Genomic DNA, 17,623 nt, shown 5'->3' on the forward strand with positions numbered 1-17,623 from the left:
ATATGGCTGTTTTTTAGCGGCTATTAGATAGTAATTGAAGTTTTACTGATAGTTATCAACACCAATTAAAAGAGGTGTGTTTTGTTATACATTTGTAATGAGAAAATCCTAAAACCCCACCATTATGAGAAAATTATTTACTTTTTTACTTATTTGTGCTCTGGGTCTTACACAGACTTTTGCGCAGTTCTCTACGGATGTAAGTGTATCAGGTATTACACCCACCGGCGGAACTATTTGCGACGGCACGTATCCGGTAACTATTTTAGTTACAAACGCCGATGCTGTTAATCCTACGAATGGCGTTGTGCCCGTGAATTATTATCTGGATGGCGTTCTTATCGCGACGGTAAACACGCTTGCACCTCTTGCCGGAGGTGGTTCGGAACTTGTAGTTCTGGGCAATTTCGGAAACAAACCCGGAAAGCACAACATCTCTATCGTGGCAAATTATACGGGTGATATCAACCCGCTTAATAATGCCGCAAACAGTGCACTTATCGTGAAGTTCAACGGCACCTATACTATTGGTGCCTTACCGGGCAGCACGTTTCCTACCGTAAAAAAAGCTGTTGATAGTGTGAACGCTTACGGACTCTGTGGACCAACCGTGTTTAACTGTCAGACCGGCGGTTCGGAAACCAGCTCCGAAATTGTACTGTATACCACTACAACAAGTGCAACCAATACATTGACATTTAATGGCAGCGGTTATACAATTACTGCCGGAACAGGTATTAACACAACTACCGACGGCATTATAAAAATCGCCGGTACGGATTATGTAACACTTGATGGCTTTACGCTGCTCGAGAATGCTGCAAACGTGACCGCCACTACTCAGATGGAGTGGGGAATTGCACTTTTGAAACAAACAAACTCAGCTCCATTTAACGGCTGTCAGTATAATGTGATTAAAAACTGTATCATCTCACTCAACAGAACCAATGTTAACTCAGTTGGTATTTATGTGAATAATCATATTGCCAATTCTACGACAGTACTTACCATTACTGCGGTAGGGGATGCCAATAGCTTCAATAAATTCGATGGCAATATTATCAGCAACGTTTTCATTGGTATCTATATTAATGGTTATAATGATGGTACTTCTCCTTATGCACTTTATGATCAGAGCAATGAAATCGGGGCAACCAAAGGCAACCGCATTTACAACTTTGCCGGTGGTGCAGCAACCTCTTACGGCATTTATGCCCGGTATCAGAATAATGCAAAACTAATGCACAACAATATTAACAACCTTGCAGGTGGCGGGGTTGTCGGTGCAAGTACATTGTATGGCATCTATCACGCATCGTCTGTAAATAGCGTGGCGACGATAACATTTGACACGATTTCACTGGCACAGGGTGCCGTGGGAAGCCAGGTGGGCGGCATTGTCACCGCGGTTAGCGGTACCCGAAAAGTCACCATTTCTGACAACCTGCTGCAAAATATCTCAGGTACAACAAGCACAGGAACATTTTACGCTATTGCATTGAATATTTCCTCGGGCGGTTATCCGGATTCAGTGATTCTGAACAATAACAGGATTATCAATTGTACAAGCCTTGCTACAACCGGAAGTTTTTACGCTATGTATTGCAATGTAGGTTCATCTTACGTCATGGTTCAGAACAACCGAATCGACAATATCAGCAAGCTGTCAGCAGGTGCGAGCTTTTATGGATATTACAATTTCGGTTCACCATCATCCGGACGCGAAACCATCAGTAATAATAAGGTCAGTAATATAACCCTCAATGGCGCAACGTCGTTTTATGGTTTTTACACAAGCACCGGCAGCGGCCAGAATAAGACCATTACTTATGATACCGTTACTTCGATTACTGCCGGTAGTAACATTTTCTATGGTCTTTATTCTACCACCGGGAACACCGTAGATATTAACAACCTTATTGTTTCTACAGTTACGGTTGGATCAACACTTTCCTACGGTATTTATTGTTCAAGCGGTACTACTGTTAACCTGGCATCATGCAAAGTGAATAGTGTCACAGCCGGTGCCGGTTTTTATGGAATTTATCTGGGTACATCGGTTACCACTGCCAATATTAATACCAACATAGTTAATACAATTTCTGCAGGTGGAACCGTTTACGGAATGCAGTTGGCCGGAACCAATTACTCAGCCTACAGCAACAAAGTGTATGATCTTTCCACTTCGGGAAGTTCGGTTGCATACGGTTTGTACCTGTCGTCAACCAACGGCACCGTTTATAAAAATGAAGTGTACAACCTCAATGCAAGCGCAGCGGGCGGGTCAGTTGCCGGTATTTTTGTAACTACCGGTACTACACATTATATATATAACAACTTTATTTCCGACCTCAAAGCGCCGATTGCCAATGCCGCAAATGCTGTTATTGGGATTAACCTTTCAGGCGGAACCACGTTGAATGTGTACTACAATACCATTTATCTGAATGCAAGCAGCACCGGTACTCTTTTTGGTTCAAGCGGTATCAATGCATCTACTACGCCGACTATTGATCTTCGCAATAATATTGTCGTGAACAGAAGCACTCCGAATTCTACCGGTTATACAGTTGCATACAGAAGAAGCACAACCACTTTAACATCGTATGCTTCGACATCCAACAATAACCTGTTTTATGCAGGCACACCGGGTGCGAACAACGTAATATTCTACGATGGCACTACGGCATACCAGACGCTTGCAAATTATAAGTTAGTCCCTGGTCTTGCTCCCAGAGATGCCAATTCAGTAACCGAATCAACTACGCCTTTCAACAATATTATTACGGCTCCTTACAACCTGCATCTTACCAACGCTGTTGGTACACAGTGCGAGAGTGGTGGTATAAGAATCACAACACCCATTGCTGTTACCAACGACTTTGACGGTGACATTCGCTGGGGCGAAACAGGTTATGCCGGCGCAGGAAGCGGTGTTGATATTGGTGCCGACGAAGGCAATTTCACCGGAATGGATTTGACAGGCCCGGGCATTTCTTACACTGCACTTGCCAATACAACAAGTACCACAACGGTGCCTTTCGCGAATGTAAGTATTATTGACCCAAGTGGTGTTGATACTACAACCGCTCTTCGTGCACGTTGCTATTTCAAGAAAAAAACAAATGCCAATACATTTAATGATAATACAAACGGTACCGATGGCTGGAAATATGTGAAAGCCAACGGTCAGGTAACTCCCTTTGATTTCACCATTAACCAGAGCCTTATTTTTGGCGGCGTAGCTGTTGGCGATACTGTTCAGTATTTTGTGGTTGCTCAGGATAAAGTCGTACCTGCTAACCTGTCATTAAACAGCGGTACTTTTGCAGCCGTTCCTACGGATGTAAATCTCACTTCAGCAGCCTTCCCGATAGGCGGAACAATTAATTACTATAAAATACTTCCGAGTATCTGTGGTAACTTCACCATTGGAGCCGGCGGAAACTTTGCAACCATAACCGCTGCTGTTGCCGACCTTAATTCCAAGGTTATCTCATGTCCGGTTGTTTATACCTTACTTGATACATTGTATCGTGCTGCAGAAACCTTCCCCATTGTAATCAATGCCAATCTTGGAAGCAGTGCTACCAATACTGTTACATTCAAACCTGCAAGCGGTGTAAATGCACGCATTAAATCAGGTGCCAACGGAACTATCAGGCTGAATGGTGCCGATTACATTACTTTTGATGGCTCGAATAACGGAACAACTTCACGCAATCTTATTATTCAGGATACCAACACTTCAAGTGCTGCGGCATTCTGGTTTGGCAGTACAGGAACCGCCACTGGCGCAACCTATAATGTTCTTAAGAATTGTGTAATTCTTGGTGGCTCTGCAACTACATCCGGTCTGTACGGCGTTTTCCTTGGCTCATCATCAAGTCTTGGTTCATCAGGAAATGACAATGACAATAACACCATTCAGAACTGCGACATTCAGAAAACATACTACGGTATCTACGCACTTGCTTCTTCAACAGGCGTTGATAATAATTTAAGTATTCTGAACAACAGTATCGGAAGCAGCACAGCTTCGAACTACATCGGTAACACCGGTCTTTACACCAGCTATATTGATGGTGGTAACATCAGTGGCAATACCATTTTCAAAGTGGTTTATTCGAGTAGTACACCTTATGGAATGAACCTAAATACATCAACCGTAAATACCACCGTCAGCAAGAATGTAATCAGAAATATTGAATACACCGGAACAGGTGGTTATGGTGGAAGAGGTATTTATGTGAATACAGGAAGTACAACGAGCAACATAACCCTCTCAAACAATATGGTTGCCGAGATTAAAGGCGACGGTTACTCAGGGTTTGGTGCTTCATCACCTGTTGGTATCTTCCTCGATGGCACAACCGGTGGTATTAATGTGTGGTTCAACTCTGTTTTTATGAGTGGCAACCTGTCGTACAATACCGGTACCCTTACTACTGCAATGTTGTTATATACCTCAACCATTACCAACGTTGATTTGAGGAATAACATCTTTGAAAATACAATGAACAACCCGAATAACTCTTCGGCAAAGAACTACGCAATCTATTCAGCTGCTGCCAATACCGCCTTCACCAAAATTGATTACAATGATTATTATGTATCAGGTGCACAGGGTGTGTTTGGTTATATTGCTTCTGCTGATGTTGCATCATTGAGCGCATGGAAAACGGCTACTGCCAAAGATACCAACTCTATAAACGTTGACCCTGCATTTACCTCAACAATTGATCTTCACACAGCTTCCGTTGGTGTATACCATAATGGCAAAACCATTTCAGGGATTACCACTGATATTGATGGTGACGTTCGTAACAATCCTCCTTGTCTGGGAGCCGATGAGTTCACACTTGCAAGTGGCGATGCCGGAATTTTTGCAGTTAACCGTGCCTATTGCCCGGGAAGCCAGAATGTAGTTGTTACACTTAAAAACTTCGGTGGTACCAACCTCACATCAGTTAAAATTGACTGGTCGGTGAACAGTGTACCTCAAACACAATTCTCATGGACCGGTACACTTGCACCGGGTGCAACCACCAATGTAACACTTACGCCCGCTTATACCTTTGCAGGAAGTACAGCCTATACCATTGTTGCCACAACCAGTCTTCCTAATGGTGTTGCCGACGGTAATACCTCCAACGATTCCAAAACCGAAACCGGAATTTATACCGGGTTGGCAGGTACAGTGGTTATTGGCCCTGCGGGAACCTATGCAACACTTACTGCTGCAACAACTGATATGAACAGCAGCGGCATCTGCGGTCCTGTTATTCTTGAACTTAATGCTGCTTATGTTTCATCAGCCGAAACCTTCCCGATTGTATTTAACCAGATAGCCGGAGTTTCCGCTACAAACACCATCACCCTTAGACCGGCAACCGGTGTTACAGCAGCAATCACGGGTTCGTCGGCTTCTACCATCATTAAAATTCTGGGTACTGATTACGTAACCATTGATGGTTCAAACAACGGCACCTCAACACGAGATCTGACAATAAGCAATACCGGCACCAGTACTTCATCCGGTGTTATCTGGATTGGAAGTGTAGGAAGCGGCGCGACCAACAATACGGTTAAAAACTGTATCATTACAGGTAACAGCTCTACAACAACTGCAGCCGGTATCGTTATCGGAAGCGGTACTACATTCGGTAGTGCGGCCGAATTCGCAAACGATAATACCACCATTCAGAACAACCTTATTACGAAAATGCAAAATGCCGTATATCACAATGGCTTTGCTACCACTCCTTACGATCAGAACCTTACCATAACGGGTAATACATTTGGTTCGTCCACTGTTGCCAGCAAACTTGGATACAGAGGTATGATTCTCCAGAATGTTGATAATTTCACGGTTTCGGGAAATACCATTCTGGGTGTTGTGACTTCAACCAGCTCAACAACAACCGGCATACAGTTGGGCTCAATTGCAACCAACGGTTCTATTGTGAAGAACTCCATTACGGATATTAAAAATACAAATGCACTCGGCTATGGTTCTAATGGGATGTATCTGGGTGGCACTTCAACTACAAGCAATATCCTGATTGCAAATAATATGATATCGGATGTGGCTTCTTACGGTTATACAGGATATACTTCGGCCGATAACGGCTATGGTATTTTCATTTATGCAGGCGGCGGTTACAAACTGTATTTTAACTCGGTGAACATGGCAACCAACCAAAATTCATCAAGTGGAAGCCCGGCATGTCTGAATATTTCTTCTAATGTTACTGCTACGGCCGCTATCGATGTACAAAACAACATTTTTGCCAACACTCAAACCGTTGGTGTAAATCGTTACTGTGTATATTCAGGGGCTGCCAGCACGGTGTTCTCAACTATTAATTATAACGATTATTATTTCACAGGACCGAACCTGGGTAACATTGGTTCAGACAGAGCAAACCTGAGTGCATGGCAAACCGGAACAGGGCAGGATGCGAATTCCATCAGCCTTAACCCCGGATTTACCACTGCTACAAATCTGCATATCCTTATCAACAACGGCAATGTAAATGGTAAAGCCACTTATCTTGCTGCTGTTCCCAATGATTTTGATAATGATGTCAGGAATCTTACTACCCCAGACATGGGTGCTGATGAATATACTCCGATTACAAAGGATCTCCAGCTTTCGTCTATTGTATCGCCGGTATCATCAACATGCTACAGCGCCAATGAGTCGTTTATCGTAAAAGTGAGCAACCCCGGAATTGATACCGTTCGTTTTAATGTAACACCGGTTACTGTTACGGGAACTGTTACGGGTCCGAATCCTCAGACCTATAATTATACGCTCAATACCGGTTATCTTGCAACAGGTCAGAATATCAATGTAACCTTTACCACAGCATTCAATATGCTTGTTGCGGGTACATACACTTTTGATTCGTATTTTACCTGGAATCTGGACCAGAATCATCTTAATGATTCCTTGCCGGGTACACTGGTACTTACCTCTGCATCACCCAGTATTGACTCTATCAAACCGACGAATACTACCATCTGCCAGGGTTCTTCAACGACTCTGCATTCGTACACTACCGTGCATGGTACTATCCCGAGTTCGTTTACCAAAGATACAGTGTTGGTCGCCCCCGATCCGGGAACAACCACCAGTGAGATTATCTCCACATATCCCGGTACAGCGAACCAGATACTGACGGCCGTTATTGACAGCCTGAAACATACCTACGTATCAGACCTGGTTCTCACGCTGATTGCGCCTAACGGCAGTACAGCATTGTTGAGTTCGGAGAACGGTGGAAGTGGTGATAATTACTTACACACAGTATTTTCAATGAGCGCAGGAACATCAATCACTGCCGGCACGGCTCCTTTTACCGGAACATTCTTACCTGAAGGCAGTTTCACCACGCTTACAGGCACAGCAACCGGTACATGGAAACTCAAGATTCAGGATTTATACTCCGGCGATCAGGCTACACTCAACAAATGGAGCCTTAACTTCCCGCCACTTTCAAACAGCATTGTATCTTATTCGTGGTCACCAACAACAGGTTTGAGTTCACCAACTGTTCAGAATCCTGTTGCTTCGCCCAGCGTTACTACTACTTACACACTCACAGTAACTGACGCTCGCGGATGTACTGCTGTAAGCACTGTTACCGTAAATGTTAATCCTGCTCCGGTTCCTGTTATTACCGGTACAAACAATCTTTGCCAGGCAAGCAGCGGTGTGGTGTATAAAACACACAGCGGCATGAGCAATTATGTATGGTCAGTTTCTGCCGGAGGTACTATAACAAGCGGCGGGACTTTAACTGACAGTACAGCTACCGTTACCTGGAACAATGCAGGTCCGCAAACCATCAGTGTAAACTACAATAATCTGAACAGCTGCCCCGGAATAGCCCCGACTGTTTACAATGTTACGGTTAATCCTCTGCCCACAGCAGTTGTCAGCACACCAAGTGCTTCCATTTGCGCAGGTCAGGTAGTTCCTATTTCAATTGCACTCAGCGGAACAGGTCCCTGGTTGCTGCACGGTCTTACCAAAACTCCAATGGGTGGCGCTCCGCAATCATTACCCGATACAACTGTTTCTGTCAGCCCGTTCACGCTGTATGATATACCAACAGGGGATGCAACCTATCATATTGAAACATTCACCGATAATGCTACAGGTTGTACGAATGATACTGCAAACTGGATTGGCATCACCGTGAATCCGATTCCGACAGCCAGCATTGCCGCATCAACAGATACCGTTTGTGTCGGTTCAACCGTGAACTTCTACATTACCCTCAGCGGAACAGGTCCCTGGCTGCTTCATGGTCTTACCATGATTCCTCAGGGTGGAAGTCCTGCTGTATTACCTGACACACTTGTTACGGTCAGCCCCTTCATGATGTCAACACCGGTATATACCAATGCCGACTTCTTCATCACATCATTCACCGACCAGTCAACCGGTTGCACCGGCGACACGGCCAACTGGGTGAGTGTTGCTGCTATGGCTGCTCCTGTTGTAAATCTGGGAGTGGACACTGTACTTTGTGCTGATCTGTCTATTGTGCTGGATGCTTATAATGCAGGTGCCACCTATCTGTGGTCAACTACTGCAACCACACCATCCATCACGCTTGATTCCGTTGGTCTTGGAATGGGCGCTCACAACATTTCAGTTGGAGTAAGCAAATACGGCTGCACGGTTTATGACACCATTATCGTAACCTTCGATCCTTGTTCAGGTATCAATGAGGTGAATGATAATGTGACCATCAGTGTGGTTCCCAACCCGTCGAACGGTATGTTCTACCTTACGGTGAACGGCATGGACGGAAACGCTGTAATGGAAATCTACGACATCACCGGACAGAATATCTATTCGGAGAGTGTTAATGGCAGTGGCATTGTAAGCAAACCCATCGACCTCACAGGCTTCGCCAAAGGAATGTATTTTGTACGCGTAAGCAACGGTACGATTACCCATACCGAAAAACTGATAGTGAACTAATAAGATAGTTCGCTGAACATACAAAAGCCCTGCAGGAAACTGCGGGGCTTTTTTTTATTTGTTGTGACAATGGTATGTGAAGTAAGCAAAGTTGTTTTTGAAGCAAGGCAGTGTTGAATTGAAGCAAGGCATGTTTGAACAGAAGAAAGCGTAGTTTGAATAGAAGTAAGGCTATGTGGATTTGAAGCAAGCGTAGTTTGAATAGAAGTAAGGCTATGTGGATTTGAAGCAAGCATAGTTTGATTTGAAGTAAGGCTATGTGGATTTGAAGCAAGCATAGTTTGATTTGAAGCAAGGCTATGTGGATTTGAAGCAAGCTCAGTTTGATTTGAAGCAAGGCATGTTTGGAATGAAGGCTGCGTATGAATGGGATTGCCGGATGGGGTATATGGATTCCTCACTTCGTTCGGAATGACATCGTCTGTGTTTAAGGGGAGCTGCACAAGCAGGCGGCGTAGCCGCCTGCTTGTGCAGCAAATATCTAAAGCATACCGGCTTTCCGAAAGAAGCGAAGCGTAATGAGGAATCCCTGTGCTAAAAGTGAAGAAGACCAATATCTTGTGTTTAAAGCGAAAACAAACAATTTAAAATTCAAAATCCCGCTTTTGGTATTCGAATATTTTATATATTTACGGTGAACAAGACAGCGGATAGTTTTATTATAATGTTACATCTGGCAGGATTATGACTGACGTGTGAGCCTGTATTAATACTGAGGGAGGATGGAACAAACAAGCGGTCTGTAATTTTAGAATCATGAGACTAAAAATATGGTTCATTCTGATAATGGTCGTTCTTTCTTCTTGTAAGAAAAATAATGACAATCAAACAACATCAAATTCAGAAGACACTTCAACTCCTGCGTATTATACTTTTAGTGGACAGATTGGGACGAATGATAATTCGACTTTAATTGCATTTGACAGCAGCGTCATAATTTGCGGTAATAATGATACGAATATCAGTATTCTGAAAATTTCAAAATCAGGAAATCAAATTTGGAGAAAAGATATTTATGCCGGAAATAACTGCCGGGCTTCTGCAATAACAGAATCTTCAAATCATGAACTTTATATTTGCGGTCGTACATCAAGGAATTATTCGACATCCTCCTGGGATATTCTTCTTGTAAAAACCGATGCCACCGGAGATACGCTTTGGACAAAAACTTTTGGAAGTAAACAAGAAGATTATGGTTATCAAATTATCAGAACCCAGGATGGTAACTTATTAATTGGCGGTATTTCATATCGTGATACTACTTCAGTATTTTGTGATATTTACTTAATTAAAGTAAATCCGGACGGTGATACTCTCTGGACACAGTCTTATACCGAACCTGAACAACAAGATCCCTTTCATTTAATGGAGACCCAAAATGGAGAGTATTTGATAACAGGAACAAATGAGGATAATAGTCCAACGGGAAGAAAATTATTATTCTTAAAATTAAATGCAAATGGCACATTGTTATGGGAAAAGACTATTGGTCCGGTCTGGAAATGGGGATACTCGACCATTGAATTATCAAATGGAGATTTGGTTACTTGTGGACAATATAATCCGGGTGGTTACACGAATGTAATGATTATAAAAACGGATAATCAGGGAAATGTAATTTGGGAAAATGAATTTGGTTTAAACAATTTATCGGAGTCAGGGAACTCTATAAAACAAAATGCTGATGGCTCATTTATTATTACAGGTTCTTCCTACGATGCTGCTTCTATGCAGGCAGACATAATACTATTAAAGGTTGATGCGAATGGTAACCAATTATTTCTAAAAAAGTTTGGAAGTTCAATAAGTGATAATGGGGTGAATGTTATTAAAGACAACAATGACGATAATATTATTACGGGAAACTACAACGGAAGTATTTTTATGACAAGGACTGACAATAATGGAAAATTCAAATAATAAAAACCGGCCGGTTCCAAAGGTCAGCTGTCAGCAGGGTTTATGTTAAGTGTCGTTCTCTTGTTTAACGTTATGTCATGAGGCAGGATGCGGTTTCCCCACCCGCACTGAACGGTACGTTCGGGCGGGGATTTTCCCCGCAAAAAGCAGCGCCTCGAATGTTAACCCCAATTATTGTAAAAATGAAAATTCACTTTGCCTTTATAATATTTGCCTTTGCTGTTGTCATAAAGCCGATAGCTTCGTTCGGACAGAACCATAAAGACAAACTGGCGAAGAATGCTGTCTTTCTTGAAGGCGCGGGACAAGGCCTTTTGTATTCTTTAAATTATGAAAGGACAATATTCAGCAAAGATATTTTTTCAACTACTTTCAGAATAGGTATAACCCCATGTGTGTCGAGAAACCATGCATCGGGAAATGGTGGGCAGTTATTTGGTTTAGTGAATTGCCTGATAGGGAAGAAGCGGATTAAATTCGAAGTAGGACTGGGCATCGATAACCATTTCAATTTTAATTCTGACATTTCGGGCAAGGAATATAAAAAAGGTGTTTTTAATGGAACTGTTGGCTATGCGGCGCCCCCCGATCCTCCATACTTTTTAGATATTACCTCACAAATATCATTTCGACATCAAATATCTGCTAATAATTGGTTCTATAGAATATCATTTATCCTTTCTGACGAATTGGCCAGAGATGGATGGGGCAACCGGACACATTTCATGTTGCCATGGGGTGGCCTCAGCTTTGGAAAGATGTTTTAATTAGAAATCACCTACCGCGAATAGATAGGCGACGGGCCGTCCGCCACAGGCGGACAGTCACTCTTCGTTCTTCACTTGTCTTTTATCTTTTGACTTACGACTCACGACTCACGATCCGTCAGGAGACGGATTTCGGCTTCGCCTCAACTCACAACTCACGACTCACGACTCATGACTCATGACTCACGACTCACGACTCCCGACTTCACCTTTTACCCTTCTTTTTCAGGACGCCCGCGCTTACAGCTGCAATCCTATCTGCACTTCAAATCCGCGGTAATTCAGTTTTGAATCAGAGAAAGAAGCTGTTTTTGTTACCACCGGATCACCGAGTTTGCCTCCCGTATAGCTTCCGTTCAGGTCAAGTTTTGAGCCGCCCATATAATACATCACACCGGGGCAGATGGCTCTGTCGCGGCTTATCCAGATGTTGAACGTCATGCCGAACACGAAACCGTGGGCAATGTTGTTTTTGAAACTGAAGTCGGAGGTGCAGGCATCCCAGCCTTCGCGCTTGGCAAGCATACGGTCGAAGTTGCCTTCGTTTATTTGAGGCAGGATGTTGTAGCATCCGAAATACCCGCCCTGAAAATCAATGTCAACACTGCCCAGTGGCAGCGACAAGGCCGGCATAAAACTCAGCATTACCGAATGGAAAGGTCCCATAAGCGGTTGGTTGCCGTTGTAACCGTCGGGCAAACCCTTTACCGACATGCCGCCAATGGTATAAATGGCTGCGCCCGGAATCAGTTTTATCCATTGAACCCGTCTGAAGGTTATCTGCTGGGTATAACTGAAAGGCGCAACAGGAACAGAGAATGAACCGTGCTCCGGAAAAAAATAACTTACCCCAATCTGTGCCTTTGCCGGTAAGCAGCAACAAAATAATATGGAAATTATGATACTGTAGAGTGCTTTTTTTATCATGCCTGTAAATAAAATTAGTTCATTGAGTGTCGTTCGCTGAGCTTCGGTCGTTGAGTCCGTCAGCCGACGGATCGAAGCGCCGAAACATCATTATTTATAATTGCGCTTCCCGAACAGCACGGTTCCCAGACGAACTATGGTGCTGCCTTCTTCAATTGCAATGCGGTAATCGCTGCTCATGCCCATAGACAGTTCAGCGAAAGCGGCCTTATCTTTAAAATCCAGTTTCTTTATCGTGTCAAATACGTTTTTCAGTCCGTTGAATTCACTGCGCACAAGTGCTGTGTCGTCGGTAAAACTTGCCATTCCCATCAATCCGCAGATGCGCACGTTTTCCATGGCAGCGTATTGAGCCGACTGAATAATTGCAATTGCTTCATCGGCCGAAAGACCGAATTTTGTTTCTTCGGTGGCAATATACATTTCAAGCAGGCAATCAATAACACGATTGTTTTTCGCCGCTTCTTTATTTATTTCCTGAAGCAGATTCAGACTGTCTGTACTATGTATCACCGATACAAAAGGCGCAATATATTTTACCTTGTTTGTTTGCAGATGCCCGATAAAATGCCATTCAATATCGCCGGGGCAGACGGGTTGTTTGGCGGTGAGTTCCTGAACCCGGTTCTCGCCAAATATACGTTGACCGCAATCGTATAATTCAATGATTTCTTCTGCAGGATGTGTTTTGCTTACCGCGATGAGTTTTACGCCGGCAGGCAGTGTCTTTCTTATTTCTTCAAGATGTTCTTTAATTCCCATGATTCGGTTTAAACAGCCAGATTGTATTCGCGAAGCGCTTCGTTGAGTGAAATTTTCAGGTCGGTTGATGGTTTGCGTTTGCCGATGATGAGTGCGCAGGGTACATTATACGTGCCCGACGGAAAACTTTTGGGCATGCTTCCCGGAATCACCACGCTGCGGGCGGGTACAAATCCCGGATATTCTATAGGTTTAGGACCGCTGACATCAATAATGCGGGTGGATTTTGTAATCACAACGCCTGCGCCAATCACGGATTCTCTTTCCACATGTACGCCTTCAACAATGATACAGCGCGAACCAATAAAGCAATTATCTTCAATGATAACGGGAGCCGCCTGTATGGGTTCAAGCACACCGCCAATGCCCACACCACCGCTCAGGTGTACGTTCTTCCCGATCTGTGCGCAGGAGCCAACGGTAGCCCAGGTGTCTATCATGGTGCCTGCATCAACATATGCGCCGATGTTAACGTAGGAAGGCATCATTACCACACCGGGCGCCAGATAAGCACCGTGGCGGGCAATGCCGTGAGGTACAACGCGAACGCCCAGATGCCGGTAACCTGTTTTCAATTTCATTTTATCATGAAATTCAAGAGGTCCTGCCGTGCTTGTTTCCATGGGTTGAATAGGGAAGTACAGCACTACGGCTTTTTTAACCCATTCGTTTACCGTCCATCCTTTTACAGCAGGCTCTGCCACGCGTAATTCACCTTTGTCAAGAAGGTCTATTACTTCGCGAATGGCATCACATATCGTCGGCTGTTTCAGGAGTTCGCGCTTCTCCCATGCCAGCTCTACCGCATCTTTTAATTGGTCAATAGTCATGACTTTCGTTTTTTCAAAATTAGTGAAAAATTGCATCTGACGGCAAATGCAACGGTAAATTGTGCTAAATTTGCACCCGTATTATAATATGCATATGGGACGGGTAATGGCAATTGATTTCGGTACAAAAAGAATAGGCGTTGCCGTAACCGACGAACTGAAAATGATTGCCAGTCCGCAGGGAACCTACAATCAGCTTGAGTTTTTTCCATTTCTGGCCAACTATATTGCTGCCGAAACGGTTGAATGCATTGTGGTGGGCAAGCCGGTACAGATGAATAATACGGATTCTGAATCAGAAAAATATATTTTGCCTTTTGTGAAAAAACTTATTTCGCTGTATCCCGGAATTCCGGTTGTTCGGTACGATGAACGCTTCACCTCTAAAATGGCACAGCAGGCTATGATAGACGGCGGACTGAAAAAGAAGGACAGGCAGAACAAGGCTCTGCTCGACAGTATCAGCGCGGCTATTATACTACAATCTTATCTTGAAAATCAAAACTACAAAACAAGCTGACCAATGAAACTTCCTATACTTGCCTACGGACATCCGCTGCTGCGCAAAAAATCCGTAGACATAGAAAAGGGGCACGAGGGCCTCTCAAAAATAATTGCAGACATGTACGATACCATGTATGCTTCCAATGGTGTCGGGCTGGCGGCTCCTCAGGTCGGGCTCAACATACGCCTCATAGTGCTTGACCATACACCCTATGTTGAGGACTATAAAGAAGCTGCCGACTTTAAGAAAGTACTTATAAATGCTCATATCACTGAGGTTTCGGGCGACGAATGGATTTTTAACGAAGGCTGCCTCAGCGTTCCCGAAGTGCGCGAAGACATCATCCGGAAATCAAATATTCATATCACCTATTACGATGAGAATTTTAATTTTCATGAAGAAGACCTTTTCGGAATTAATGCGCGCGTAGTGCAGCATGAATATGATCATCTTGAAGGAATTCTTTTTGTCGACAAGGTGAGTCCGCTGAAAAAAGTGCTGCTCAAACGTAAGCTTACGGATATCAGCAAAGGCTACATCAAACCCGCATATAAAATGATTTATCCTGCACAAAAAAAGAAACATTTATAGCGTATGAAAAAATCGGTAATCGTATTGTTTGTTATTGCAGTAACGCTCACTGCCTGTTCAACACACGATAAACTTGTTGAACGAATCAGAGGAATGGAAAAAGAAATCTCTGCCGATAAATCCGGCAAGGTGATGAAAGAAAAATCTGCCGAGATTGTGCGGTTGTACGAGTCATTTGCCAACCGTTATCCTGAAGATACGCTTGCTCCCGCTTTTTTATTCAGCGCCGGAGTGGTTACCATGAACAGTGGGCAGCCCGATAAGGCTATTGAAATGTTCAGCAGAGTTTCTGAAAAATATCCGAAACACAAGCGTGCGGCCGAAGCCTGTTTCTTTACCGGTTTTATCTATGAAAACACAAAAGGGAATGTTGAAAAGGCCCGCGACGCTTATCTTGATGTCGTGAAAAAATATCCGGAGTCAGATCTGGTTGATGATGCTAATTTTTGTATTCAGAATCTGGGCAAAACACCCGAGCAGGTTCAGAAACAACTGGAAGAAAACATCAAAAGGGTAGAGGATTCCATTGCAGCCACACAGCAGGCAAAAAAATAATCGGCTTTAGCCTCCTAAACAAAGAAGTTTGTTTTTATCGTGCAGGAATATTCCTTTATTCCGTATTCATCTTTTCGCAATATAAGTAACAGGTTTAAGATTTTACTTTGTGAAAAGCGTGACCCACTCAATAATGAAGGTAGTAAGCAAAAACTGATTTCCGAAGGAAACCCATTTTCCGGCAGCGTTATGAGGAAAAGGTTTCAAGCCGGACTAACGGGCCAGGCTTAAGCATGGGCTTGAAACACTTTTCCGTGTAAGCCTGTGTGTTAGAGAAACGCCTTCGGAAAATGAAGCGTTTTGGAACTTTTGGGCGCAAAAGTTCAAAGAAAACAATAGTAGTAGGCAGACTTACGTTTTCGTTAGGCTGTCAGCGAAAAACGTGCTGAGGGCAATATATAAAACACTTTATTTTGGGTGTCCCAATGCGTAAAACGGGAAAATATCAATAGAAAAATAATGTGCTTTTATTTTACAGCTCAAACTCCCGTTCCAGAAAATACTGAAGCGCATCGGGTTTAATCTTGGTGTAAAGCGTGGCGCCCTTGCTGTAGGCAATATCTCCGGTCTGTTCCGACACTACAATGGCAATTGCATCCGAAAGTTCGGTTATACCAACCGCTGCACGGTGTCTTAATCCGTAACCTGCCGGAAAATCTTCGTTTCTGTAAAGTGGCAGAATGCATTGTGCTGCACGAATTCTGTTCCCCGAAATCACAATAGCGCCATCGTGCAACGGACTGTTCTTGAAAAAAATATTTTCAATCAGCTGCTGTGAAATGCGGGCGTCAACAATTTCTCCTGTATTTACAAATTCATCGAGGTCATTCTTTTTAGTGATTACAATGAGTGCACCCGTTTTATCGGCAGCGAAAGTGGTGCATATTTTCACCAAAGGGTCAATATCGAGAAGCTGCGTACCATGCATTCTCCATCTCCAGAAAAAGAAACCTTTTGATTTTTTTATGAAGAAATCGGGTTTGCCGAGCATAAGCAGAAATTGCCTGATCTCTTTCTGGAATACAACAATAAGAGCGATTACTCCGACACTCACAAACTGACCGAGTATTTCGCCCAGCAGTTCCATCTGAAGTGCATTTACCAGTTTCCAGAAAACATAAATGGCAACGATACCCAGAAAAATGTTGATTGCTGCCGAACCGCGCATCAGTCTGAATAGCTGGTAAAGCAACAATGCCACTAACAGGATGTCAACAATATCCAGAAAGCGCAAAGTAAGAAAACCGGTGATGAATAGTGAGGTCAATGCTTGTATATTAGTAGTGCAAAAATATGAAAAAAATCAATACTTTCAACTCCGGTTCTTAGCGGAAATGGAATCAAAAAAATACTAAAGGATTCGCAAAATGTTATAAATTTGTCTCAAGAAAAATCACTTCAAAAATAGTACCCCGATGAAACTTAAACTTTGTGTACTTCTACTGCTTATTGCATGTATGGCTCTTCCTGTGCTTGCTCAGAACAATGTAGGCATTGGTACCAACACCCCTGATTCAAAGGCCATTCTGGACCTTGTCTCCACCAATAAAGGTATTTTGGTTCCGAGGATGACATCGACAGCCAGAACAGCCATGTCGCCCGGTCTTACCATTACACAAAAGGGGTTAATGGTTTTTGATACCGATTCGGTGAAATTCTTTTACTGGAACGGCTTTTCATGGCAGACATTTGGCAGCGGTCCCATGGGTCCACAAGGTCCTCAGGGTTTAACGGGTGCTACCGGTCTTCAGGGTTTAACGGG

12 protein-coding genes are annotated in these 17,623 nt (G+C 43.5%); 7 read left to right on the forward strand and 5 right to left on the reverse strand.

What is annotated here, in order from left to right; all coding sequences use genetic code 11:
* Positions 1-124: 124 nt before the first annotated feature.
* A complete protein-coding gene (locus WCM76_04900) occupies positions 125-9,004 on the forward strand; it encodes a proprotein convertase P-domain-containing protein (protein MEI6764957.1) in 8,880 nt (2,959 codons plus the stop codon).
* Here the strand turns inward: WCM76_04900 and WCM76_04905 are convergent.
* A complete protein-coding gene (locus WCM76_04905; protein ID MEI6764958.1) occupies positions 9,001-9,447 on the reverse strand; it encodes a hypothetical protein in 447 nt (148 codons plus the stop codon). The two genes, WCM76_04900 and WCM76_04905, sit on opposite strands and share 4 nt — an antisense overlap.
* Before the next feature lie 313 nt (positions 9,448-9,760).
* Between WCM76_04905 and WCM76_04910 the strand changes: the two genes are divergently transcribed.
* On the forward strand, positions 9,761-10,924 hold the full coding sequence (locus tag WCM76_04910; protein ID MEI6764959.1) for a hypothetical protein: 1,164 nt from the start codon (positions 9,761-9,763) through the stop codon (positions 10,922-10,924).
* 77 nt (positions 10,925-11,001) lie between these two features.
* Positions 11,002-11,691, forward strand: coding sequence for a hypothetical protein (locus tag WCM76_04915; GenBank protein MEI6764960.1), 690 nt, complete (start codon positions 11,002-11,004; stop codon positions 11,689-11,691).
* A 240-nt stretch (positions 11,692-11,931) separates the two neighbouring features.
* On the opposite strand, the gene WCM76_04920 is transcribed toward WCM76_04915, so the two are convergent.
* The 3 genes from WCM76_04920 to WCM76_04930 form a co-directional block, all read right to left on the reverse strand.
* Entirely contained in the window at positions 11,932-12,618 is a 687-nt protein-coding gene (locus WCM76_04920; protein MEI6764961.1) for a hypothetical protein, read from the reverse strand.
* 90 nt (positions 12,619-12,708) lie between these two features.
* Positions 12,709-13,380, reverse strand: coding sequence for a YggS family pyridoxal phosphate-dependent enzyme (locus WCM76_04925; GenBank protein MEI6764962.1), 672 nt, complete (start codon positions 13,378-13,380; stop codon positions 12,709-12,711).
* Positions 13,381-13,388: 8 nt separating this feature from the next.
* Positions 13,389-14,210 carry a 2,3,4,5-tetrahydropyridine-2,6-dicarboxylate N-succinyltransferase gene (locus WCM76_04930; protein MEI6764963.1) on the reverse strand — a complete coding sequence of 274 codons (822 nt, stop codon included), beginning with the start codon at positions 14,208-14,210 and terminating at the stop codon, positions 13,389-13,391.
* Positions 14,211-14,304: 94 nt separating this feature from the next.
* On the opposite strand from WCM76_04930, the gene ruvX reads away from it, so the two are divergent.
* From ruvX to WCM76_04945, 3 genes are read left to right on the forward strand one after another with little or no spacing between them, the layout of a single operon-like run.
* Complete coding sequence (gene ruvX / locus WCM76_04935) at positions 14,305-14,730, forward strand: Holliday junction resolvase RuvX (GenBank protein ID MEI6764964.1); 426 nt, start codon at positions 14,305-14,307, stop codon at positions 14,728-14,730.
* 3 nt (positions 14,731-14,733) lie between these two features.
* Entirely contained in the window at positions 14,734-15,306 is a 573-nt protein-coding gene (gene def, locus WCM76_04940) for a peptide deformylase (GenBank protein ID MEI6764965.1), read from the forward strand.
* Between the two features lie 3 nt (positions 15,307-15,309).
* The gene (locus tag WCM76_04945) at positions 15,310-15,861 is read left to right on the forward strand and encodes a tetratricopeptide repeat protein (protein MEI6764966.1); all 552 of its coding nucleotides are present in this window, start codon (positions 15,310-15,312) and stop codon (positions 15,859-15,861) included.
* Positions 15,862-16,333: 472 nt separating this feature from the next.
* Here the strand turns inward: WCM76_04945 and cdaA are convergent, their stop codons facing one another.
* Positions 16,334-17,128: a diadenylate cyclase CdaA gene (cdaA, locus tag WCM76_04950; protein MEI6764967.1), complete on the reverse strand. Its 795-nt coding sequence runs from the start codon at positions 17,126-17,128 to the stop codon at positions 16,334-16,336.
* A gap of 148 nt (positions 17,129-17,276) precedes the next feature.
* On the opposite strand from cdaA, the gene WCM76_04955 reads away from it, so the two are divergent.
* The coding region (locus tag WCM76_04955; GenBank protein MEI6764968.1) for a hypothetical protein at positions 17,277-17,623 on the forward strand (347 nt) is incomplete at its 3' end.

The organism is Bacteroidota bacterium (assembly GCA_037133915.1).
In the GTDB taxonomy this organism is placed as follows: domain Bacteria; phylum Bacteroidota; class Bacteroidia; order Bacteroidales; family CAIWKO01; genus JBAXND01.

What these genes read in the sequence shown, in the direction of transcription:
- WCM76_04900 (MEI6764957.1), top strand. Translation starts at nt 125, where the DNA reads ATGAGAAAATTATTTACTTTTTTACTTATTTGTGCTCTGGGTCTTACA.
- WCM76_04910 (MEI6764959.1), top strand. Translation starts at nt 9,761, where the DNA reads ATGAGACTAAAAATATGGTTCATTCTGATAATGGTCGTTCTTTCTTCT.
- WCM76_04915 (MEI6764960.1), top strand. Translation starts at nt 11,002, where the DNA reads ATGAGGCAGGATGCGGTTTCCCCACCCGCACTGAACGGTACGTTCGGG.
- WCM76_04920 (MEI6764961.1), bottom strand. Translation starts at nt 12,618, where the DNA reads ATGATAAAAAAAGCACTCTACAGTATCATAATTTCCATATTATTTTGT.
- WCM76_04925 (MEI6764962.1), bottom strand. Translation starts at nt 13,380, where the DNA reads ATGGGAATTAAAGAACATCTTGAAGAAATAAGAAAGACACTGCCTGCC.
- WCM76_04930 (MEI6764963.1), bottom strand. Translation starts at nt 14,210, where the DNA reads ATGACTATTGACCAATTAAAAGATGCGGTAGAGCTGGCATGGGAGAAG.
- ruvX (MEI6764964.1), top strand. Translation starts at nt 14,305, where the DNA reads ATGGGACGGGTAATGGCAATTGATTTCGGTACAAAAAGAATAGGCGTT.
- def (MEI6764965.1), top strand. Translation starts at nt 14,734, where the DNA reads ATGAAACTTCCTATACTTGCCTACGGACATCCGCTGCTGCGCAAAAAA.
- WCM76_04945 (MEI6764966.1), top strand. Translation starts at nt 15,310, where the DNA reads ATGAAAAAATCGGTAATCGTATTGTTTGTTATTGCAGTAACGCTCACT.